The sequence below is a fragment of the Streptococcus sp. 544 genome, from assembly GCF_013277385.1.
In the GTDB taxonomy this organism is placed as follows: domain Bacteria; phylum Bacillota; class Bacilli; order Lactobacillales; family Streptococcaceae; genus Streptococcus; species Streptococcus mitis_BA.
On sequence record NZ_VMMU01000029.1, the window covers coordinates 1 to 21,167 of the forward strand.

The window sequence follows — 21,167 nt, forward strand, 5'->3', positions numbered from 1 at the left end:
CAACTTCTTTCTTTTATACTCTTCGAAAATCTCTTCAAACCACGTCAACTCTATCTGCAACCTCAAAACAGTGTTTTGAGCTGACTTCGTCAGTTCTATCTACAACCTCAAAGCAGTGCTTTGAGCAACCTGCGGCTAGTTTCCTAGTTTGCTTTTTGATTTTCATTGAGTATAAGATAAAAGCAAAGGGCTATCAAGTGATGTAGCCCTTTTGAGTTATACAAGCAAATTACCATGCAAAAGCTGTCGTTGGAGCATTGAGCGCTTCTAACCATTGCTTATTTTTTACAGGGCAAAGAGTTACGGATATACCTGCCATATCTAGACTGGTCATAAATGTTCCTGATTTTATAAAGGTAATAGTGACTCCTTCAATTTCTAAGAGTTGAAGGATGTCATTGATAAATATGCCCATTTCTAGGTTGGTAGTAGTACCTAGATTATTTACAAGCAATATAAATTGATCACCCTTTTTCCAATGATAGTGCAATCTTAATTTACTTATAATTTCATTTGCAAGGATTTCCGATGATTGGAATGGGACGATACGATAGCCTTCTTCGCCATGTATCCCAATACCATAAGAAATATTTCCTTCTTCCAAGTTAAATAGTGGAAGGGGGGCTTGGGGGAGACTAGCAGCTTTCGTTGCAAAGCCAATTGTTGCGATTTCGGGAGCAAGTTCATGACCTAAATCAGTTAGTTGCTCTATGTCGGCACCATTTTGAGCTGCATATCCTAGGATTTTATGAAGTAAGATTGTCCCTGCAAGTCCCCTTCCTCTAATTTGAAATCTATTGTGAGGTTCAATAGAAATATCGTCGTGTGCTAGACTATAGCCGACTTTAATTCCTTCTTGTCTAGCGGTGTTAATGGCCCAGCTAAATTCTTTGATGTCTGCTTCGAAATTTTTTACAATGATGAAGACACCGTGACCATTGTTTAAAAAACGAATGGACTCTAAGATTTCAGTTCTTGTAGGTGGAGTAAATAATTGGCCATAGATAGCAGCAGTAAGCATTCCTTCTCCCACATATCCAATATGCGCAGGTTCGTGACCGGAACCTCCACCCGACAAGATTGGAACCTGATGAGGATTTCGATTTTTTTGATAGACTAATGGTAAAGTAGGGTGTTTTTCTAATTCGGGATGACTGCTAACAGTTGCTGAAATGTAACTTGAAATAATTTTCTGTTTATGATTTGAAATAAATGTCATTGTGGTCTCTTTCCAATAATTGTCATGATTAGAAAGTCTGGTTGTGGAACTGGACTTTTTTTATTGACGTAAGCCTTCACGATTTCTGCTAGAGCATGTGAATGATAGTCTAACAAAAAACAAGTATAAGCAGATGAATCGATATCAATCTGACCGTATTCTCTTAAAATTTTTGATACAAGCAAGCGACAGTAGCTGATAAAGTGGTCATAGAAGTTATTTTGCCCTTGAATATCAAAAAGTTGAATATAAAAGTCACGCTCTTGTTCGAAATAAAAAAATAATTCTTGTAATAGTTTTTGGCCTGAAATAAAGTCCAAGTTATTGGTGATATACTCGGTTAAGTCATTTTCAAATATCCAGTCGAGCAGTTCATATTTGTCAAGAAAGTGATTATAAAAGGTCTGTCTACGAATGCCAGCTGATTCCATAATATCTACAATAGAGATTTTGTCAAATTCTCTAGTAGCTAATAGATCTCTAAATGCCTTGGCAATCCGTTTTTTTGTAATAAGTGATGATGCCATAGGAAACCTTTCTTTTACTTCCTTCATTTTACCAAAAAAATGTTTGAAACGGGTTTAAAAGGGGACAAATAATAGAATCTGTCCCTTATCAGCCAGCGATAAAAAATATATAATGAAAGCGAAAATAAAGGTAGATGCCGAAAGGAGTTTCTCATGAAAAAAATTATAAATGAACCGACACAGGTTGTTGATGAAATGTTGCAGGGGTTGTCATTCATGCATGATGACTTGGTTCAACGCTTAGATGGTTTTGATGTTATCGTTAGAAAGGCAGAAAAGACAGGAAAAGTTGGACTCATTTCTGGTGGAGGTTCAGGACATGAACCAAGTCACGCTGGATTTGTAGGAGATGGAATGTTGTCTGCTGCTATTTGTGGAGCAGTCTTTACCTCACCTACTCCCGACCAAATTTTAGAAGCCATTAAGGCAGCTGATGAAGGTGCTGGGGTCTTTATGGTCATCAAGAACTATTCTGGTGATATTATGAACTTTGAAATTGCACAAGAACTTGCTGAAATGGAAGGTATTGACGTAGCAAGCGTTGTGGTTGATGATGATATCGCTGTTGAAAATAGTCTCTATACCCAAGGTCGTCGAGGTGTTGCGGGTACTATTTTAGTCCATAAAATTTTGGGGGCTGTAGCTCGTTCTGGTAAATCATTAGCTGAAATAAAGGATTTGGCAGATAAACTTGTGTTAGAAATTAAAACAATTGGTCTTGCCTTGTCTGGAGCAACTGTTCCTGAAGTTGGCAAACCAGGATTTGTTTTAGAAGATGATGAATTTGAATATGGAGTTGGTATTCACGGTGAGCCAGGGTATAAGAAAGAGAAAATGCAGCCTTCCGCACAATTGGCATCAGAATTAGTTGAAAAATTATCTGAAGGTTTCCAACTTAAAACTGGTGAACGATATGGGCTTCTCATCAATGGTTTAGGAAGCACGCCTCTTATGGAACAATATGTATTTGCAAATGATGTGGTAAAATTGCTCCATGAAAAAGGTGTTGAGTTGGCATTTAAGAAAATTGGAAACTACATGACTTCAATCGATATGGCTGGATTGTCATTAACATTGATTCGATTGGCAGATGATGAGTGGTTGGATGCTCTAAATGCACCTGTTACTACACCAGCTTGGTAAAACTCAAGGAGGAAATATCGAATGAATGCTGAACAAGCTCTTGAATGGATGAAGCTTTTTAATGAAAAGATTCAAGAACAGAAAGATTATCTTAGTGAGCTAGACACTCCTATAGGAGATGGAGACCACGGTGGAAATATGGCGCGTGGAATGGCTGCAGTTATGGAAAACTTAGAAGGAAAGCAATTTGAGACCAGCAGTGATGTGTTTAAACTTGTCTCAATGCAACTACTGAGTAAGGTAGGCGGTGCTTCTGGTCCCTTGTATGGCTCTGCTTTTATGGGCATGGCCAAGGCTGATTCAAATTCGAAATTAGAAGAAATCTTACAAAGTGGTTTGGATATGATTGTCAAACGCGGGAAAGCAGAAGTTGGAGAAAAGACAATGGTTGACGTTTGGACTCCTGTTATTGCTGCCTTGTCTGATGGCCAGTTGACTCAAGAGGTTATTGATCAGGTAGTGAATGCTACCAAAGATTTACTTGCAACTAAAGGAAGAGCATCTTATGTAGGAGAACGATCTCTCGGACATATTGACCCTGGATCATTTTCATCAGGATTACTCTTTACTGCTCTATTAGAAACTGGGGTGGTTTAATGGGAAGCATTGGTCTTGTTATCGTTTCACATTCCAAACACATTGCACAAGGTCTTGTTGAACTGATTAGTGAAGTAGCTAAAGATGTTCCGATTACTTATGTAGGAGGAACCGAAGATGGAGGAATTGGAACGAGTTTTGATCAGGTAGATAGGGTTGTTTCTGAAAATCAAGCAGATACTTTACTAGCCTTTTTTGACCTAGGTTCTGCTAAAATGAATTTAGAAATGGTGGCTGATTTCAGTGATAAGAGTATCATCATCAACAGTGTTCCAATTGTAGAAGGCGCCTATACTGCAGCTGCTCTTCTACAGGCTGGGGCAGAACTATCGGTTATTCAAACACAGTTGGCGGAGCTTGAAATCAATAAATAAGGAATCTTCCTATTATTCCTTTTTAGGTGAGTTATTACTTATCTCTACTATCAAAGTTTAAGTAGATTATTACAAAATCAGAAAGGGATTGCTTGGGCAGTTCCTTTTTAATTTAACAGAAGTAAAGCCATAGAGTTTCTAAATTGTGAACCATTCAAAACTAATTGTAATGGGATTATTCTAGCTTTAGAATCCTTCAAAAATTTAGATTTAAAGCAATCAATGACTTAGAAGAGTACGAAAACATTTAGTTTATAGGAATTTTAGTCCTAGAATTACATGGATATTTATGAAGTTGAGTTGTTCGATAGCTAGAATTGTTCTATTCTGAAAGATTTGGGCTGTCAATTGTATAGGATAGTGTTATTCTATGTTAGATTCCAGTAAAAATGATTGGATAAATAATATTAAAGAAAAATCAAAATCATAATTTTGTTTAATATGGTATAATATTTCTAATAATTTAAATATAATGAGGTAGTAATTTATGGATGAAGTTTTATTTTTTGGAGAAGATGACTTCGATATTCTTGATATTGATGGTTATGAACTAAAACCCTCATCGTTTTTTAATAAGTTACCAGAAATAGCCAAACCATTAGTCAAAAATGCAAATAAAATCTTATCTGAAGTAGAAAAAATGTTATATTCTGCTCCAGCCTTTATCAATGTTGTCCAATCTAGTATACCTGAAGAGGTTTTTCAGGCAATTCTTTCTCCAGAACAACGGGAACAAATTGCTCAAGGAGTGTTAAAATTAATGACCAAGAAAGATGGCTCTCTTTTGGCGGTATTAGTAGATACTAATACTAATAAAGTCGTTGGAAATGTACCATTGAAATCTGTTAAGTTGGCACCAGAATTAAATAAAGCGCTAGCCGATTATTCGTCACAAATTCAAATGGCTCAGATTGCAGAGGAGATTCAGAATGTACAATATGCTATCGAGGACGTCAGAAAAGGACAGGAGTCAGATAGACTCGCAATAGCCTATAGTTGTCAACAGAAACTCTTGCAAGCTAGAGAGATATCAGATTCAAACATTAGAACAATGATGTTACTGCAAGTTATTTCAGATGCAGAAGATAGTAGAAATCTCTTAATACTTAGTCAAAAATCAAATGTAAATTTTATCAAAGAACAACCAGATTCTACTTGGGGTAAGTTATTAAAAGGGGATAAACCAGATAAAATTGAAGCTCGTATGAATGAGATTAGAGATGGATTAGCAGCTGTAAATATCGTTTCACTATCAGCAGCAATAGCTTATAATGAGTTGGGCGAGAAAAAAGCTGCTCAAAAAAGTTTGGATTACTTTGGGAAATTTATTAACGAAACTTATCTCAGTTCTCAGAAATTAGTAGAGAGACTTGATTTACTTGATCCTTCGCCTACAAATTACTGGACAAAAGAATTGCCAAAAATTGAAACTTCGATAATGAAATTGCCAAATAAAACAGATTCTATTGAGACAGAGGTGCTAGAATGAAAGAAATAAAAAAATGCAAGACATGTACTAGGGATTTACCATCAAGTTATAAGCACAATAAGTGCGAATCGTGTAGAAACAAAAAAATAGATGAAGCAAAAAAGATACTTAAAGTTGTTGGACAAGTTGGAAGTGTGGTTACTCCAGTTGTAGTTGGTATGTTGATGAATAAAACTAAGAAAAAGAAGAAATAAACTAATCTATTAAATACCTAGAAAGGAAAACTCTCAAATTGTCCCACAAATTTCTACTTTTCGACCTTGACCACACTCTTCTTGATTTTGATGCTGCTGAGGATGTGGCTTTGACGCAACTCCTAAAAGAAGAAGGAGTTGCAGATATTCAGGCATACAAAGATTTTTACGTTCCCATGAACAAGGCTCTATGGAAGGACTTGGAGCAAAAGAAAATTAGTAAACAAGAGCTGGTTAACACGCGCTTTTCTCGTTTATTTGCTCATTTTGGACAGGAAAAAGACGGTAGTTTTCTAGCCCAGCGTTACCAATTTTACCTTGCCCAGCAGGGACAAACTTTTTCAGGCGCTCATGAACTCTTAGACAGCCTCATTGAGCGAGATTATGAGCTGTATGCTGCGACAAATGGAATTACTGCCATTCAGACAGGGCGTTTGGCTCAATCTGGTCTAGCACCTTATTTCAATCAAGTCTTTATCTCTGAACAGTTGCAAACACAAAAGCCTGATGCTCTCTTTTATGAAAAAATCGGTCAACAGATTGCAGGTTTTAGCAAAGAAGAGACGCTGATGATTGGAGATTCCCTAACCGCCGACATTCAAGGTGGCAATAATGCTGGGATTGACACGATTTGGTACAACCCTCATCACCTCGAAAATCATACACAAGCCCAGCCAACTTATGAGGTCCATTCTTACCAAGACTTGCTGGATTGCTTAGATAAACTGTAAAAAGTGGTTTCCATAGCCACTTTTTGCTATAATAGAGGCAGTAAAAATGAAGGAGTTGGCTATGGAACACTCGTCTTGGCATGCTTTGATTAAGGCGCAATTACCTGAGGGTTATTTTGGGAAAATCAATCAGTTTATGGAGCAGGTCTATTCTCAGGAGACTGTTTATCCGCCCAAGGAAAAGGTTTTTCAGGCTCTCTTGACAACACCGCTTGAAGAAGTTAAGGTGGTGATTTTAGGGCAAGATCCCTATCACGGGCCAGGTCAAGCGCAGGGCCTGAGTTTTTCTGTACCGGACTCTATCCCAGCTCCGCCTTCCTTGCAAAATATCTTGAAAGAATTGTCAGATGATATCGGGGTTAAGAAATCTCATGATTTGACAGCTTGGGCTGAGCAAGGAGTCTTGCTTCTTAATGCTTGTTTGACGGTTCCTGCTGGGCAGGCCAATGGTCATGCTGGGCAGATATGGGAGCCTTTTACGGATGCTGTGATTCAGGTGGTTAATCATTTAGATAGACCAGTTGTTTTTGTACTCTGGGGAGCTTATGCACGCAAGAAGAAGACCTTGGTTACCAATCCTCATCACCTGGTTATCGAATCAGCCCATCCCAGTCCTTTGTCGGTTTATAGAGGATTTTGGGGTTCCAAGCCTTTTTCCAAGGCCAATGCATTCTTAAAAGAGATAGGACAAGAGCCAATCGATTGGCTTAGATAAGGAGAAAATATGCCTCAGTTAGCGACGATTTGCTACATTGATAACGGGAAAGAACTGCTTATGCTCCACCGCAATAAGAAACCCAATGATGTCCATGAAGGCAAATGGATTGGTGTGGGTGGCAAGCTAGAGCGAGGTGAGACCCCTCAGGAATGCGCGGCGCGTGAAATCCTCGAAGAGACGGGACTGAAAGCCAAGCCAGTTCTAAAAGGTGTTATCACTTTTCCAGAATTTACGCCAGATTTAGACTGGTACACCTATGTTTTTAAGGTGACAGAGTTTGAAGGGGACTTGATTGACTGCAACGAGGGAACGTTAGAATGGGTTCCCTATGATGAGGTTTTGAGCAAGCCGACTTGGGAAGGTGACCATACCTTTGTTGGGTGGCTTTTAGAGGATAAACCCTTCTTTTCAGCCAAGTTTGTTTATGATGGGGATAAATTGTTGGATACCCAAGTCGATTTCTATGAATAAAGGAGAAAGTAGATGCTACTAATCAAAAATGGTCGTGTAATGGATCCCAAGTCTGGTTTGGATCAAGTGTGTGATGTCTTAGTTCAAGATGGGGAAATTATCAAAATTGCACCTGAGATTAAAGAAGAAGGAGCAGAGATGCTTGATGCTAGTGGTCTTGTAGTTGCTCCTGGCTTGGTCGATATTCATGTTCATTTCCGTGAACCTGGACAAACCCACAAGGAAGATATTCATACAGGTGCCTTAGCAGCTGCGGCAGGTGGTTTTACAACGGTTGTCATGATGGCTAATACTAGTCCAACCATTTCAGACGTGGAGACTTTGCAAGAGGTTCTCCAGTCAGCTGCCAAAGAGAAGATTAATGTTAAGACGGTTGCGACCATTACTAAGAATTTTAATGGGCAAGATTTGACTGACTTTAAGGCACTTTTAGAAGCTGGTGCGGTTGGTTTTTCTGATGACGGTATTCCGCTTGAAAGCAGTAAGGTTGTAAAGGAAGCCATGGAGGAAGCCAAAAAACTCAATACCTTTATTAGTCTCCATGAGGAAGATCCAGGATTGAACGGTGTTCTTGGGTTTAATGAAAATATTGCTAAAGAACATTTCCATATCTGCGGTGCGACTGGGGTGGCTGAGTACGCTATGATGGCGCGTGATGTCATGATTGCCTATGCAACTAAGGCCCATGTTCACATCCAGCATTTGTCTAAGGAAGAAAGTGTTAAAGTAGTTGAGTTTGCTCAAGGTTTGGGTGCGCAAGTCACAGCAGAAGTAGCGCCACAGCATTTTTCTAAGACCGAAGCTCTCCTTTTGACACAAGGAAGTAATGCCAAGATGAATCCGCCGCTTCGTTTGGAATCAGACCGTCGTGCCGTGATTGAAGGTCTCAAGTCAGGTGTCATCACAGTTATTGCGACTGACCATGCGCCTCATCATGTAGATGAAAAAAATGTTGAGGATATTACCAAAGCGCCATCTGGTATGACTGGCTTAGAAACCTCTCTGTCTCTCGGATTGACTTATTTGGTCGAAGCTGGTGAGTTAAGCTTGATGGAATTACTCGAAAAGATGACATACAACCCAGCCAAGCTTTACAACTTTGAAGCAGGTTACTTGGCTGAGAATGGTCCAGCGGACATCACTATTTTTGATGCTAAAGCTGACCGCCTTGTGGACTCCCATTTTGCTTCCAAAGCAGCTAATTCACCATTCATCGGTGAAACCTTAAAAGGGCAGGTTAAATATACCATCTGTAAAGGACGAATTATCTATCAAGCTTGATAGGAGTTGGAATATGAATTATTTTCGAAAACGTAGGGAGAGAAAAGCAAAATCTAATAGCGGAATTTACTGTCCCGCATCTAATCGTTCTAAAATTCAATATGAAACTAAAGAAAAAGCTGATCATGCGGTTCAATATGATAATGGAGGTTTAGTTAGAAGCTATTATTGTCGAACATGTGCGTGTTGGCATACTACTTCAAAATCTAATAACCCTCCGCTAAGTTTGAAAAACTATGGTCTGAAACTCTTTGGTTTAGATAAATCAGAATAGAAAGAGAAGTATGTATAAGACAAAGTGTTTACGAGAGAAGTTAGTATTATTTTTAAAAATTTTCTTCCCAATCCTGATCTACCAATTTGCCAATTATTCTGCCTCTTTTGTTGACACTGCAATGACAGGTCAATACAATACTATGGACTTGGCTGGTGTGTCTATGGCAACCAGTATCTGGAATCCTTTCTTTACATTCCTAACAGGGATTGTGTCAGCCCTGGTGCCTATCATTGGTCACCATCTTGGTCGAGGCAAAAAGGAAGAGGTTGCGTCTGATTTTTACCAATTCATCTATCTGGCCTTGGGTCTATCTGTGGTCTTACTGGGACTGGTACTTTTCTTGGCACCTCCTGTCTTGAATCATATAGGACTAGAAGCTCCTGTAGCAGCAGTAGCGGTTCGCTATCTTTGGTTTTTATCTATCGGGATTATCCCCTTGTTGCTCTTTAGTGTCATTCGTTCCTTGCTGGATTCGCTGGGCTTGACCAAACTGTCCATGTACCTCATGCTTTTGTTACTTCCTCTCAATAGTGGATTTAACTACCTCTTGATTTACGGGGTCTTTGGTGTTCCAGAACTGGGAGGTGCTGGTGCTGGTTTAGGAACATCCTTGGCCTACTGGGTCTTGCTGGGGATTTCTGTTCTGGTTTTATTTAAACAGGAGAAGCTCAAAGCCTTACACCTTGAGAAACGCATTCCGCTTAATATGGATAAAATCAAGGAAGGAGTTCGTTTAGGTCTGCCTATTGGGGGAACTGTCTTTGCGGAAGTAGCTATTTTCTCCGTGGTTGGCTTGATTATGGCTAAGTTCTCATCCTTGATTATTGCTAGTCACCAGTCAGCAATGAACTTTTCAAGTCTCATGTACGCCTTTCCTATGAGTATCTCATCTGCTATGGCTATTGTTGTTTCCTATGAAGTGGGAGCCAAGCGATTTGATGATGCGAAAACCTATATTGGTCTAGGAAGATGGACTGCCCTTATTTTTGCGGCCTTCACCTTATCTTTCCTTTACATTTTTAGGGGAAATGTGGCCGGTCTTTATGGGAACAACCCAGAATTTATCGATTTGACAGCACGTTTTTTGACTTACAGTCTTTTCTTCCAGTTAGCAGATACCTTTGCGGCACCGCTTCAAGGAATTTTACGGGGGTATAAGGATACCGTTATTCCTTTTTACCTTGGTTTGGTTGGTTACTGGGGGGTGACACTTCCAGTAGCTATGGTATTCGACTCTCTAACAGATTTTGGAGCTTATTCTTACTGGATCGGTTTGATTATTAGTCTAATCGTGAGTGGGGCTTTCTACCGTTGGCGTCTAACTGTTATTATGAAGAGATTTGAATCCAGAAAAGCTTGATTTTTAGGATTCATACAAGTAAAAAGATCCTTCCTTATCTGCATTATTTTTGCTATAGTTAAATTAGTAGTAGGCAAATGAGAATTTCAAAAATATAGAAACAATTGATATTCCACGCTACTTTACTAGTATCAGATATAAAGAAAAAGAAGTTGCTTATTTTTAGCAGCTTCTTTTTTTGATAAATATTTTACATAAGTTATATTACGTAAAATTATAAACTATCCAAGGCATTTTTTTGTTCATCATTGACGATATGGGTATAGAGGTCAGTGACTTGTGTGCTGGCATGTCCTAGCTGGTGACTGACCAAAACTTGCGATTTAGTGGCATCATAGAGTCTAGTTGCTAGGGTATGGCGCAGTTTATGGGGTGTTACACGGACTTTGAAGTCCTCTGAGTATTTAGCAACCATTTTCTCAACGCTGGAAGCGTCAATACGATTGGGAACACCTCTATAGAGTGTCAAAAAGAGGGCTGTGTCTGTTTTTTCCGTCTTATAGCGTTGATTTCGAATGGCCAGATAATTCTCTAAATAAGGCTTAGCAAAGGCAGCAACATTGACCGAATCGCGTTTGCCACCTTTTCGAGTGACATCAATAACCATCATTTTTAGATTGAGATCTCTTAAATCCAGATTAACAGCTTCAGATAAGCGAACACCCGATGCCAAGAGAAGGGCAATAATGGCTAAATCTCGTTCTTTATTTTTGTTGAATGATGAGAGAGCTCGATTTGAAAGCTCTTGTGGGTAATCTTGGTCGATATAAGTTAGAAAACCTTCTGTTTCATCACCTAGAAAGAGTTTTTGCTTGATGTTTTCAGCTCTGGCAGCAAGGGTTTCTTTCTTTTTCTTGGTTGAAACTTTTTTCATTACATTACGATAGAAATAAGGTTCTCCCTGATCGTTTTCAACTTCCTCAGTCAAATACTTATAAAGACTAGAAAGTGCTGACAAAGTCCGATTGATGGTTGTCTGAGAAACTCCTTGCTTGGTTGTATTAGCATTCAGCAAGGGACGTTCACGTAGATAAATGATAAAAGATTCCATGTCTTTCTTTGACATATTTTCCAAGACAGATAAGGGAATATCGGACATTTTATCAGCATTTGAAATCCCAGACTCTAAAACCCAGCTGAAAAATCGATCGTATTCCTTAAGGTATTCGTACAGGGTTGTAAAACTGTAGGGCACAGCCAGCTTAGATTGGTAGTATTCCAGTACATACCAGGGCATGATTTGTTTTAGTTTGTCAATTCGTTCCAGTAAAATCTCACGTTTCATGTATTTTCTCCATAAATAAGTCTACTAGTAGTATAGCATAGACCTATTTATTTTTCAAGAAAATTATAGTTTTTCGGAAAGATGTTATAGAGATTTTTAAAAAAGACTTAGACCTGAGTAAAACAGATCTAAGTCTTTGGAGTTTCTATTGAGAATCATTAGCTAGTGTTTTTTCTAGTTTCCAAATACTAAACCAGAATGAAATAGTCAACAGAATAAGGAAAATAATAAGGAGTTATGAGATACAAAATACATTGTATAATCGCTATCGTTTTCTTTTTCATGATTTTAATCTTACTGTACAGATTTGATACAGTAAACTCCTTTCTAGCTTTATGCTTTTTTATGCTTTATCGTTCAATTATTTGTATGAGAAATATCTTATCTGTAAAAAATAACCGATCTCATTGCTGAGAATCGGTTATTTAAATAAATTAAGTTGATATTTACATAATATAAATTATGTAACAATTATACTACAACAACAAATCTTTGACTTTCCCAATTTCGCTTTTTGGAATAACCAGGTGAATCATATCACCCAGATACATTCTGGTTGAGCCGTTAACTGTTTGGCTCTTTCCATTATGCACTTGGGTAGTGATGAGGACGTTGTGTGGTAAGTTGAGTTCATGAACTTGTTTCCCAGCAATTTTATCAGAAACTGGTATTTCGATAAGTGTAACTTCTCCTTCGCTGGATACTTCTTCTGGAAGCATTTTTTCCAGCATGGCTTCATAGACTGGTGCACCTTTGAGTAGGTCCATAATGATGTAGGAGACCAAGGTTACTAAACCAAGTGGCATGAGGTTGCGAATATCTCCTACCATCTCAGTCACGAGTATCATAGCAGTTAAGGGAGCTTTTGATATGGCTCCAAAATAGCCACTCATTCCTAGAATGACAAATATAGGGAATTGCTCTTGACTGACAAGTCCAAGATTGACACAGATAACACCAACTAGGGCACCAAGCAAGGAACCGAGAGCCAAAATAGGTAGGAAAATCCCTCCTGGAAGACCACTTCCATAGCTAATCATGCTCCAAACAAAGCGAATCAAAAAGTAAACTAATAGAACTTGGAAACTAAAATCTTGCTCAGTTAAGGAAAGAACCAGCTGATTTCCACCACCAAGGATTTGGGGTAAGAAGATCCCGACTGGTATGATGAGAATGAAAGCCAGAATTGGATAATAAGCTCTATTCAAACGGATTTTTTGACCTATCCAGTCATAAACTCTACCGACATTGAGTACAGCTTTTTCATAGAGAAAACCAGAAAGTCCAAGAAAAACTCCCATAAGGAGGTAAATCCAATACTGATCTAGGGTCATGAGTGGGATGTTGTCTGGCATATCCAGTACGGGTGTTAGACCAAATATAAGCAGAGAAACAAAGTTTGCTACGAGACTAGCTGCTAGAGTTGAGACCCAGAAAAAGCGCGAAAAATGGTGATAGACTTCTTCTACAACAAAGAGAAGTCCTGCAATCGGTGCATTAAAGGCTGCAGCTAGACCAGCGGCAGCTCCACTCGCAATCAAGGATCGTTCCTCTACTGGACTGGATTTAAGCCATTTGGCAATACCTTTACCACCAACTGCTCCTAGTTGAATACTTGGCCCTTCACGCCCCAGCATAAGTCCGCTGGCAATAGCCAAAATTCCTAGAATATATTTTTTCCAAAGTACGCCCCACCAGTTGAGGGTCATGAGTCCTTTCAGTTCGGCTTCGACTTGAGGAATTCCTGAACCTTTGATATCTTTTTCTGATCGAGTTAATTTCGCACTGAGCCAGCAAACCATTAAATAAAATAGACCAATGATAAAAAGATTGCGCAATAGGTGCGCTTGATCTTGATAAAGTCCTTGTATCAGGTGGAAGCCTTTTTCGATTGAAAACCGAAAGGAGCCGACGATGAGTCCGACGACGAGACCAACAATGATTCCTCGTCCAACTTGGGATAATATGGTGCTTGAGGCAAAGGCAAATTCTTTCTTGGAACTGAGTGTTTCTGACTGTTCCTCCATAATCATTCCTTCTAACTTAACTTTCTTTTTCTACTGAAACCAGTGATTTAACAGGTTCAAAGCTGGTTCGGTGAATTGGGGTAACTCCTAGTTTTTCAAGTCCTTCTAGGTGTTTAGCAGTTCCATAACCTGCATTAGTAGCGAAATCATAGCCAGGAAATTGCTGGTCGTATTCCTTCATCAATTCATCACGTGTCACCTTAGCTACTATAGATGCTGCTGCAATCGAGAGGGAATTGGCATCTCCTTTGATGATGGAAGTTTGTGAAATGGGCAAATCCAGTTTCATGGCATCGATCAAGAGATGTTCGGGTTGCGGACTGAGCTGGGAGATAGCTTCCTGCATGGCCAGTTTGGTTGCTTCATAGATATTGACTTGGTCGATGACCTGATTATCCATGATACCAATCCTGATTGACAAGGCTTTGTCTTGAACTTCTTGAAAAATCTCCAGATGTTTCTTTTTTGGAATTTTCTTGCTGTCGTTGAGACCTTTAATCTTACAATTTTTAGGTAAAATAACGGCTGCAGCGACTACAGGTCCAGCCAGAGGACCACGGCCGACCTCATCAACACCAGCAATTAAGGTCAATCCTTGCTTATAAAGTTCTTTTTCATAGGAAAGCATAGATTCCAAACGAAGATCCTCATCCAATTCAGCTTGAATGGCTTTCTTACGCTTGCTGATTTCCTTTTGAACTCCAGAGCGAGTATCCTTTTCAAGTTCTAAAAAAATAGGGCTTTCTAAATCCTTGACTGTTGCAAGGAGTTCTTTTATTTCTTTAATCGTCGTCATCGAGGTCTTCCAATGTATCTAAGGTATAGTTACCGAGTTTGCCATCGCGGACTTCCTTCACGAAGAGACTGTAAAAACGATCATAGTCATCACGGAAACCGAGGGCACGGGTCATATCCATAATAATAACAGGAGCTTCTTCTTCAATTTTCATTTGTTTGAAGCGTTCAGCTAGCTTTTCTGGATAATGTTTTTTGAAATAATTAAGACCAAAAATTGTCACCTCGTCCATAGGAAGCAACTGGTCCTTAATAGCTCCAGTCAAGGCTAGTTTAAGAGCAACAGTTTCGTCTTCGAATTTAGGCCAGAGAATCCCCGGTGTATCCAAGATTTCCAGGTCTTTATTGGTTTTAAGCCATTGTTGTCCCTTGGTCACACCTGGTTTGTTACCGACAACGGCAATCTTCTTACCAGCCAAACGGTTCATCAGAGTTGATTTACCAGCGTTTGGAATCCCGATAATCATGGTACGCAAGGTTTCAATCTTGATACCACGTTCCTTTTGGCGAGCAATTTTATCAGCCATGAGCTTCTTGGCCGCATCTGTTACAACTTTTACAGTTACTTGTTCTTTGGAATTGATAGCCAGCGTCTGGATTCCCTGTGATTCAAAATACTGACGCCATTCCTTGGTCATTGTTGGATCAGCCAAGTCCGCCTTGTTTAAAATCAAAAGTTTTGGTTTATCACCAACAATCTTGGTCAACATAGGATTTTGACTAGATAGAGGTAAACGTGCATCCACCAAAATAGTTACAAAATCAACAAATTTTAAATTTTCCTGCACCTGTCGACGCGCTTTAGACATGTGACCAGGAAACCATTGAATAGTAGCCATTGAGTTTTTTTCCTTTCGTAGCAAGGGTTTAGAGACCCTATTTTATTTTACTATCGTTTGAACATAAAGGGTTCTCAAATGAATGATGTTCAAACAGTTTTTTGTTTTATGACATAGAAATCTACCTTATATTATATCATGCCTTCTTTATTTTGTCCGATGATAGCCTTTCAAGTACCCTATATAGAAAAAAGCCATCAAATGATGACTTTTCAGAGGGAGCAAAAAACTGTCCTCTTTATGTTTTAAACATTTAAATGTCTTTTTTAAACAGTTGGTTAAAGAAACCGTCTGTGTTTTTAAGAAGGGCTTTGAAGATCTTAGATTTAAGAGCAACAGTGTGAGAGAAGTCATCTGGTTTCTTCAAATCTTCTTCAACTGCTTTAACAAAGATATCCTTCAATTGTGTATAGTTGGTAATTTGTTTACCGTCAATTTCAATAGCAGTAAATCCTTGTTCTGCTTTAGCTTTAACATCGTGATACCAATGTCTCTTCCACTCTTCAAGTGTCTTGAACTTGTCTCCAGAAACTTTCTTAATAATGAAATCATCACCTAATCTACCCTGATTTTGTTTATCAGCTTCACCTTGATATTTGCTAGATACATAACTAGTGAAACCTTTGTCATATCCATAATAACCCCACATACGGAAGGCATTATGTTTGAATGATAATGAACCTGGGGCACCTTTACTTGTATTACCACCATAAATACCAGCCATCATTTGAACATTAACATATGCTGAATTAGGCCTAAAGTCCTCTGGTCGGAATATACCATTACCTGGATTATTATGTTTGGTCATAAAGTTATTATCAACCAAATCATCGATACTTGCTAATGATTTAGCTTTCTCTCCATCATTTAGGTCACGAACTTTATCCCATTGGTGTGGAGCGGTTAATTTATTTAAACCATCAACATGTCTATCGACTCTGTCAATTTTCTTGAACCACTTGCTATTGTTACCATTTAATCGTGGAAGTACGGCGTCTGCTTCTACATGATCTAGCATCATCAGTGCTTCATTATAGTTTTTCATATATCGATCGATGTCTTCACGAGTTTGTAACTTGTCAGGATTATAATTGTACCATTGGTCACCATCATTTTCACGATGATAAGCCATGTTCAAACCTAAAGCACCATATTCACCATTAGTTGTTGATTTATCAGGTGTTTGCAACATACCTTGCGCATAGGCTTCGACGTCTGTACCTTGACGATGCTTATGACCACCGAAGTAAAGCATTCTATCGTTTACGTGTGTTGTTTCGTGAGTAAATGCTGAAATGCCAAACTGACTAATCATATCAGTTACCATGAAATAAACTTGGTCATTAGGGTTAGGATTAGGGAATATTGACGCCATAGCTCCCATATACCAGTTGGTATCATGGAATTTCCAAGTTGGTCCATATAATTCACGAATAGGTGCAATTGGTTTATTATTCTTATCATAACCCATACGATTTATGCCTTTTATACCGCTATAGTTTTGGTTATCCCATACAGGTGTTGGAACCATATTTTGACTCTTAAGTAATCTATCACGAACATTAGATAATGATAAACGTGACCAGAAATCTAAATAAGTTTGTTGTGCGTGAGCAACTTCTTTAATTTTATCTTTAAATGCTTCTCGTTCAGTTTCTGTATACTTACCATATTTCTCAAATGAGCTATAAGCCATTGTATTGTATGTTGAAATTAAGAACATATGAGCATTCTTAAGCGTTAATAAAGGTAGAATCATACGATTATGGACACCGTTGTTCAAACCATCAAATGCGCGATGTCGTTTGTTAACAAAATCTGGGTTCGTTGTTTTAGGCTCCACAACGTATACATTCTTAGCCGCATGGATAAACCAATCATTTAAATCAGTATCGTTAGTGAAGAGACGCATGTTGTAATCTAAGAATCCATGTAATTCAGATTTACCAATAGTTCCACCAATCATATCACGATAAGCATCCAAAGTTCTGTCACCCTTGATATTTCTCTCACTTGATCCAATTCGAATCAAGAAATCAAGAAGGTCAACTGATTTACCATAGAAATCAGGTTTAAACATCATCAAATTCTTGATAGTCATATCCCCATACTTGATATCATAGTAACGATTGAGATAAGTCAGAGCCATCATGATTTTAGCTTTATTTTCATCCACCTTATTAACAAGTGCTTTCATAGCCGCTTCGTCACTATTTAATTGATGGTCAGCATTTTCAATCAAAGATTTGACCAATTTATCAAGATTAGCTTTCGTTTCAGCAAAACTTTCTTCGAGATAAAGGTCTCGGATATAACCGTTTTTACGTTCCTCTGTATTTTCTTCAGCTCTATCCCGATTACCCATCAAGGAACGTACTTCAGGAGAAATTAATTCAACAGTCGCTAACCTATCTTTAATGTCTTTAATCAATTGATCACGATTTTTATCAACCATGTTTGGTGTATAAACAATGTCACCCAATCCATCGATACTATACTCACGAACTTGCGCTACTTTAGACTCTTTTTGATGAACAGCTTTGATTTCTTTAGTCTTATCTGAATAGTGAATCATCACATGATCAATATCTGATAAATCGGTCACGAATTGACCATCCTTCATCCCCGTAACAGAAAGGACTTCTTTCTTAGCTAAGTTTGAATCTTCTGCAAGTTTGTTACCTTGGTTGACAATCCACTCTTTGTTATAAAATGGTTGAAGTTTCTCAATATTACGATAAGCTAAATCACGTTCGGATTTGTAATCTTGCGTTGATTTGTATTCCTCTGATTTTGGTGTTGTAAGGTTAAGCGTATCTTCAGGAAGAGTACTAATTTCAAATCCACTAGCTGTTATATTGTACCCTTCAATTTTCTTATTAGCTTCTTCTAAACTAATTTCTTTAACACGTTTAGAACGTTGATATGAAGAGGCTCCTGTACTCATATCACGAACAACGAAATCTCTATTCAATCGATTTCCTGAAAAATAACCGTCTTCTTCGTCAATGTTCCTAGAACCGTAGAAGATTTCACCTTTGGTAACTTTCATCATAGAAACGTTGTCTTCTAGTAAACCTAGAACCCAGTTCGAACTGATAAATCCACCAACTTCAACAGGATTTTGAATATCAATCGTACCTTTTGCCACAGAATGGCGAATTGAACCTTCTTTACCAACAGTGTTGTTATCCATACCGTTATCGGTTGTTGCTGCAATACCACCAGCTTTAGCTTTATTACCTGTAATATCAGCTTCAACATAGGCTTTATCTACGTTACCTTTCCAGATTTCACCAACAATACCAGCTACTTTCCAACCTTTGTTACCGAATGAATGTATTTTACCAATGAAGGCAACGTCATTTAATTTACCACCTTTATCGAGTTTGTTAATAATACCAGAAACATTGTTATTGCCAACAACAGAACCTGTAACTTTAACTTTTTCAACAGTAGCATTCTTAACCATATTAGCAAGAGGTGCTACATTATCAGCCCAAGGCATATTGACATCAACATTACCCAGATTAATGTTTTTAATTGAACCATTTTCAACACGATCAAACAACGGTCGAGCGATGTTATGAATCGTGTATTGCTTACCATCGACACTTGATAAATGACCTTGGAATGTACCAGGTACATATTGTTTACCAGCAGCAGGAACATTTGTAGCATTCAAATCGGCACCGATTTTAAACGTACCTTTCATGTCCGCTCTCATCGCCTCAACCAACTCTTTAAAGTTGTAGTAAACATTATCCGTTTTTGGTACAGGTTTTTCGAGGTAGTGAATATACTGATTACGAACCTTAGATGGGTCAACATGTTGAATCAAATCTTGAGCAGTTGCTGTAATTTTATAAAGTTCTTTTTCTTTTTCAGTCACCAACTCAATCTTATCAACTGCTAAACGTGTTACTTTATTATCACGACTAGTGATTTTTAAGTACATTTTCTTCACATCTTCATCTGAAGGTTTTTCAGTCATGAAATCACTAGGTGTTTCAGTACCATCGTCATTTACCTTCACTAAATTAGTAGATGAAATATTTTTAATTTCAACTTTTTTCAAATCCAAGCGAAGTGGTTTCTCTTCTAATGTTGCAGTTTCTTCTCCCTTACCACGGTCATAGGTCATAGTGGTTTCTATCTTATAGTCCATGTAGAATTTTAAATCTTCTACCTGCTTATCTAATTGCTCTGAAGTCAAATCTACTGTTTTGACAATTTCATTTCCATCTTTAATTGTCGCAGTAATTTTATTGATCTTGACTCCATCTGTATTAACCAAATGATAAGAAAGATTTGCGGAGCGGTCTAATACATTTGTATCTGTTCGGTCCAAAGTCAAAACAGGAGCCGTTTTTTCTTTAGGCTTTTCTTTTGTACCTTTTACAAGAATTTCAGGCTTCATTTCTTTCAAGATAGTTACTGTTTCAACTGGTTCACTAATTTTTTTGCCATGTAACTCTTCATAGCTAGTAATAATTTGACGTTCGCCATCCTCACCAATTTGTTTAACAGAATCATCGCCTATAAATTTGGTAGGATCAGATTCTTCTATAGTCGTTTTAGAAATAGTCTCGGTCCGGATATCGGTATGTAAAGAAGGCAACTCTTCTCTTTCTGATGCAACTTCTGAAACTGTAGATATTGGTTCAGTATACTCTGGAATGTCGTTAACAGGTGGCTCAATCAAGTTTCCATTTTCATCTACTCCTGTTGCACCTACTGGTTCCGTGTATGCTGGTTTTTCGCTAACAGGTGGTTCAATCAAGTTTCCATTTTCATCCACTCCTGTTGCACCTACAGGTTCAGTATATTCTGGTTTCTCAGTTTTAGGCGCTTCATCTAGAACTGTACCTACAGGAGCTGTGTACTCAGTTTTCTCTACTTTAGGAGCCTCGTCTGGAACAGTACCTATAGGTTTAGTGTATGCTGGTTTTTCATGAACTTCTGGTTCAACTAAATTACCGCCAATTGGAGCTGTATATTCTGGTTGCTCATGAACTTCAGATTCTACCAGATTACCACTAGCTGGTGCTGTATGTTCTGGCTTCTCAGCTTTAGGCGCCTCGTCAGGGACTGTGCCTACCGGTGCAGTGTACTCTGGCTTCTCTGATTTAGTTGTCTCGTTTGGAACGGTGCTTACAGACTCTGGATTTTTAGGTTTTTCTGCTTTAGGCGCTTCATTATGAACACTTTGAATTTCAGACTTTTCTGACTGAGTAAATGATGTGTTTATTTCGCTTTGAATAGAACGAATCATCGTTTTATCTGGCGCTAGAATATCCTTTGTCCCCTCATCCTTATGTTGAATTTCTGAAATTGCATCATCATTAAGGGGTAGGTATCCAATATAACGATATCCAGCAATTTGAACTACTCCTTCATTACTTGGAGCTTTCAAAGGATTGCTTATATCGAGTGCTTGCATGCTAGAAAGACCGATTAGTCCAATCGTAGTAACTAAGAACAGACTAGCAACTTTTTTCTTTTTATGAACTAAAAGAACTAAACTACCAATAGCTAATAGACCTAAAGCTGTAAGCACAGAAGTCGATGAACCTGTTGCAGGAAGAGTTTCCTGCTGATAAATAAGAGCATAAGTTTTCTCATTATCAGTAGGAATTCCTGCCTGAATCTTTGTTTGTTCTTCTTGTGTAAGAGAGCTTTTTTCAATGTAATGATAGGTAGAAGCATGAATGATTGACGGTGCAACCAAGATACTTCCGAGTAAAACAGAACCAACAATCCCACAGATTTTTCGGATTGAAAATCGTTCTTTTTTAAATAATGACAAGCGTAATCACCTTCTTTAATTTTATTTCCTA

The 21,167-nt window shown here is 38.3% G+C and carries 18 protein-coding genes; 11 read left to right on the plus strand and 7 right to left on the minus strand.

The window, feature by feature from the left end; genetic code table 11:
• Positions 1-229: 229 nt before the first annotated feature.
• Positions 230-1,219: a DhaKLM operon coactivator DhaQ gene (gene dhaQ, locus HT728_RS09650; protein ID WP_023936903.1), complete on the minus strand. Its 990-nt coding sequence runs from the start codon at positions 1,217-1,219 to the stop codon at positions 230-232.
• Positions 1,216-1,746, minus strand: a complete 531-nt coding sequence (gene dhaS / locus HT728_RS09655) for a dihydroxyacetone kinase transcriptional activator DhaS (protein ID WP_000168606.1) — start codon at positions 1,744-1,746, stop codon at positions 1,216-1,218. The genes dhaQ and dhaS overlap by 4 nt, the downstream gene beginning before the upstream one ends.
• Positions 1,747-1,899: 153 nt before the next feature.
• Between dhaS and dhaK the strand changes: the two genes are divergently transcribed.
• The 11 genes from dhaK to pdrM all read left to right on the plus strand — a co-directional run bounded on the left by dhaK (position 1,900) and on the right by pdrM (position 10,381).
• Positions 1,900-2,889 carry a dihydroxyacetone kinase subunit DhaK gene (gene dhaK, locus HT728_RS09660; protein WP_173234975.1) on the plus strand — a complete coding sequence of 330 codons (990 nt, stop codon included), beginning with the start codon at positions 1,900-1,902 and terminating at the stop codon, positions 2,887-2,889.
• Positions 2,890-2,910: 21 nt separating this feature from the next.
• Complete coding sequence (gene dhaL / locus HT728_RS09665) at positions 2,911-3,486, plus strand: dihydroxyacetone kinase subunit DhaL (RefSeq protein WP_024057029.1); 576 nt, start codon at positions 2,911-2,913, stop codon at positions 3,484-3,486.
• Positions 3,486-3,860, plus strand: a complete 375-nt coding sequence (gene dhaM, locus HT728_RS09670; RefSeq protein WP_173234977.1) for a dihydroxyacetone kinase phosphoryl donor subunit DhaM — start codon at positions 3,486-3,488, stop codon at positions 3,858-3,860. The genes dhaL and dhaM overlap by 1 nt, the downstream gene beginning before the upstream one ends.
• A 487-nt stretch (positions 3,861-4,347) precedes the next feature.
• Positions 4,348-5,349 carry a hypothetical protein gene (locus tag HT728_RS09675; RefSeq protein WP_173234979.1) on the plus strand — a complete coding sequence of 334 codons (1,002 nt, stop codon included), beginning with the start codon at positions 4,348-4,350 and terminating at the stop codon, positions 5,347-5,349.
• Positions 5,346-5,543, plus strand: coding sequence for a hypothetical protein (locus HT728_RS09680; RefSeq protein WP_000658758.1), 198 nt, complete (start codon positions 5,346-5,348; stop codon positions 5,541-5,543). The genes HT728_RS09675 and HT728_RS09680 overlap by 4 nt, the downstream gene beginning before the upstream one ends.
• 38 nt (positions 5,544-5,581) lie before the next feature.
• On the plus strand, positions 5,582-6,274 hold the full coding sequence (locus tag HT728_RS09685; RefSeq protein WP_173234981.1) for a YjjG family noncanonical pyrimidine nucleotidase: 693 nt from the start codon (positions 5,582-5,584) through the stop codon (positions 6,272-6,274).
• 61 nt (positions 6,275-6,335) lie between these two features.
• Positions 6,336-6,989 (plus strand): uracil-DNA glycosylase, encoded by a 654-nt coding sequence (locus HT728_RS09690; protein WP_138700500.1) that lies wholly within the window; start codon positions 6,336-6,338, stop codon positions 6,987-6,989.
• Between the two features lie 9 nt (positions 6,990-6,998).
• Positions 6,999-7,463, plus strand: coding sequence for an 8-oxo-dGTP diphosphatase (locus HT728_RS09695; protein ID WP_001135770.1), 465 nt, complete (start codon positions 6,999-7,001; stop codon positions 7,461-7,463).
• A gap of 12 nt (positions 7,464-7,475) precedes the next feature.
• Positions 7,476-8,744: a dihydroorotase gene (locus HT728_RS09700; protein WP_138700496.1), complete on the plus strand. Its 1,269-nt coding sequence runs from the start codon at positions 7,476-7,478 to the stop codon at positions 8,742-8,744.
• Positions 8,745-8,757: 13 nt separating this feature from the next.
• On the plus strand, positions 8,758-9,018 hold the full coding sequence (locus tag HT728_RS09705; protein ID WP_001105920.1) for a hypothetical protein: 261 nt from the start codon (positions 8,758-8,760) through the stop codon (positions 9,016-9,018).
• A gap of 10 nt (positions 9,019-9,028) precedes the next feature.
• On the plus strand, positions 9,029-10,381 hold the full coding sequence (pdrM, locus tag HT728_RS09710; RefSeq protein ID WP_173234983.1) for a sodium-coupled multidrug efflux MATE transporter PdrM: 1,353 nt from the start codon (positions 9,029-9,031) through the stop codon (positions 10,379-10,381).
• A gap of 214 nt (positions 10,382-10,595) precedes the next feature.
• On the opposite strand, the gene xerS is transcribed toward pdrM, so the two are convergent.
• The 5 genes from xerS to HT728_RS09735 all read right to left on the minus strand — a co-directional run bounded on the left by xerS (position 10,596) and on the right by HT728_RS09735 (position 21,136).
• A complete protein-coding gene (xerS, locus tag HT728_RS09715; RefSeq protein WP_173234985.1) occupies positions 10,596-11,666 on the minus strand; it encodes a tyrosine recombinase XerS in 1,071 nt (356 codons plus the stop codon).
• 476 nt (positions 11,667-12,142) lie between these two features.
• On the minus strand, positions 12,143-13,693 hold the full coding sequence (locus HT728_RS09720; protein WP_173234987.1) for a ClC family H(+)/Cl(-) exchange transporter: 1,551 nt from the start codon (positions 13,691-13,693) through the stop codon (positions 12,143-12,145).
• 16 nt (positions 13,694-13,709) lie between these two features.
• Positions 13,710-14,489, minus strand: a complete 780-nt coding sequence (locus HT728_RS09725; protein ID WP_173234989.1) for a ribonuclease HII — start codon at positions 14,487-14,489, stop codon at positions 13,710-13,712.
• Positions 14,476-15,327: a ribosome biogenesis GTPase YlqF gene (gene ylqF, locus HT728_RS09730; protein WP_173234991.1), complete on the minus strand. Its 852-nt coding sequence runs from the start codon at positions 15,325-15,327 to the stop codon at positions 14,476-14,478. The genes HT728_RS09725 and ylqF overlap by 14 nt, the downstream gene beginning before the upstream one ends.
• Positions 15,328-15,580: 253 nt before the next feature.
• Positions 15,581-21,136 (minus strand): SIALI-17 repeat-containing surface protein, encoded by a 5,556-nt coding sequence (locus tag HT728_RS09735; RefSeq protein ID WP_173234993.1) that lies wholly within the window; start codon positions 21,134-21,136, stop codon positions 15,581-15,583.
• Between the last annotated feature and the right edge of the window lie 31 nt (positions 21,137-21,167).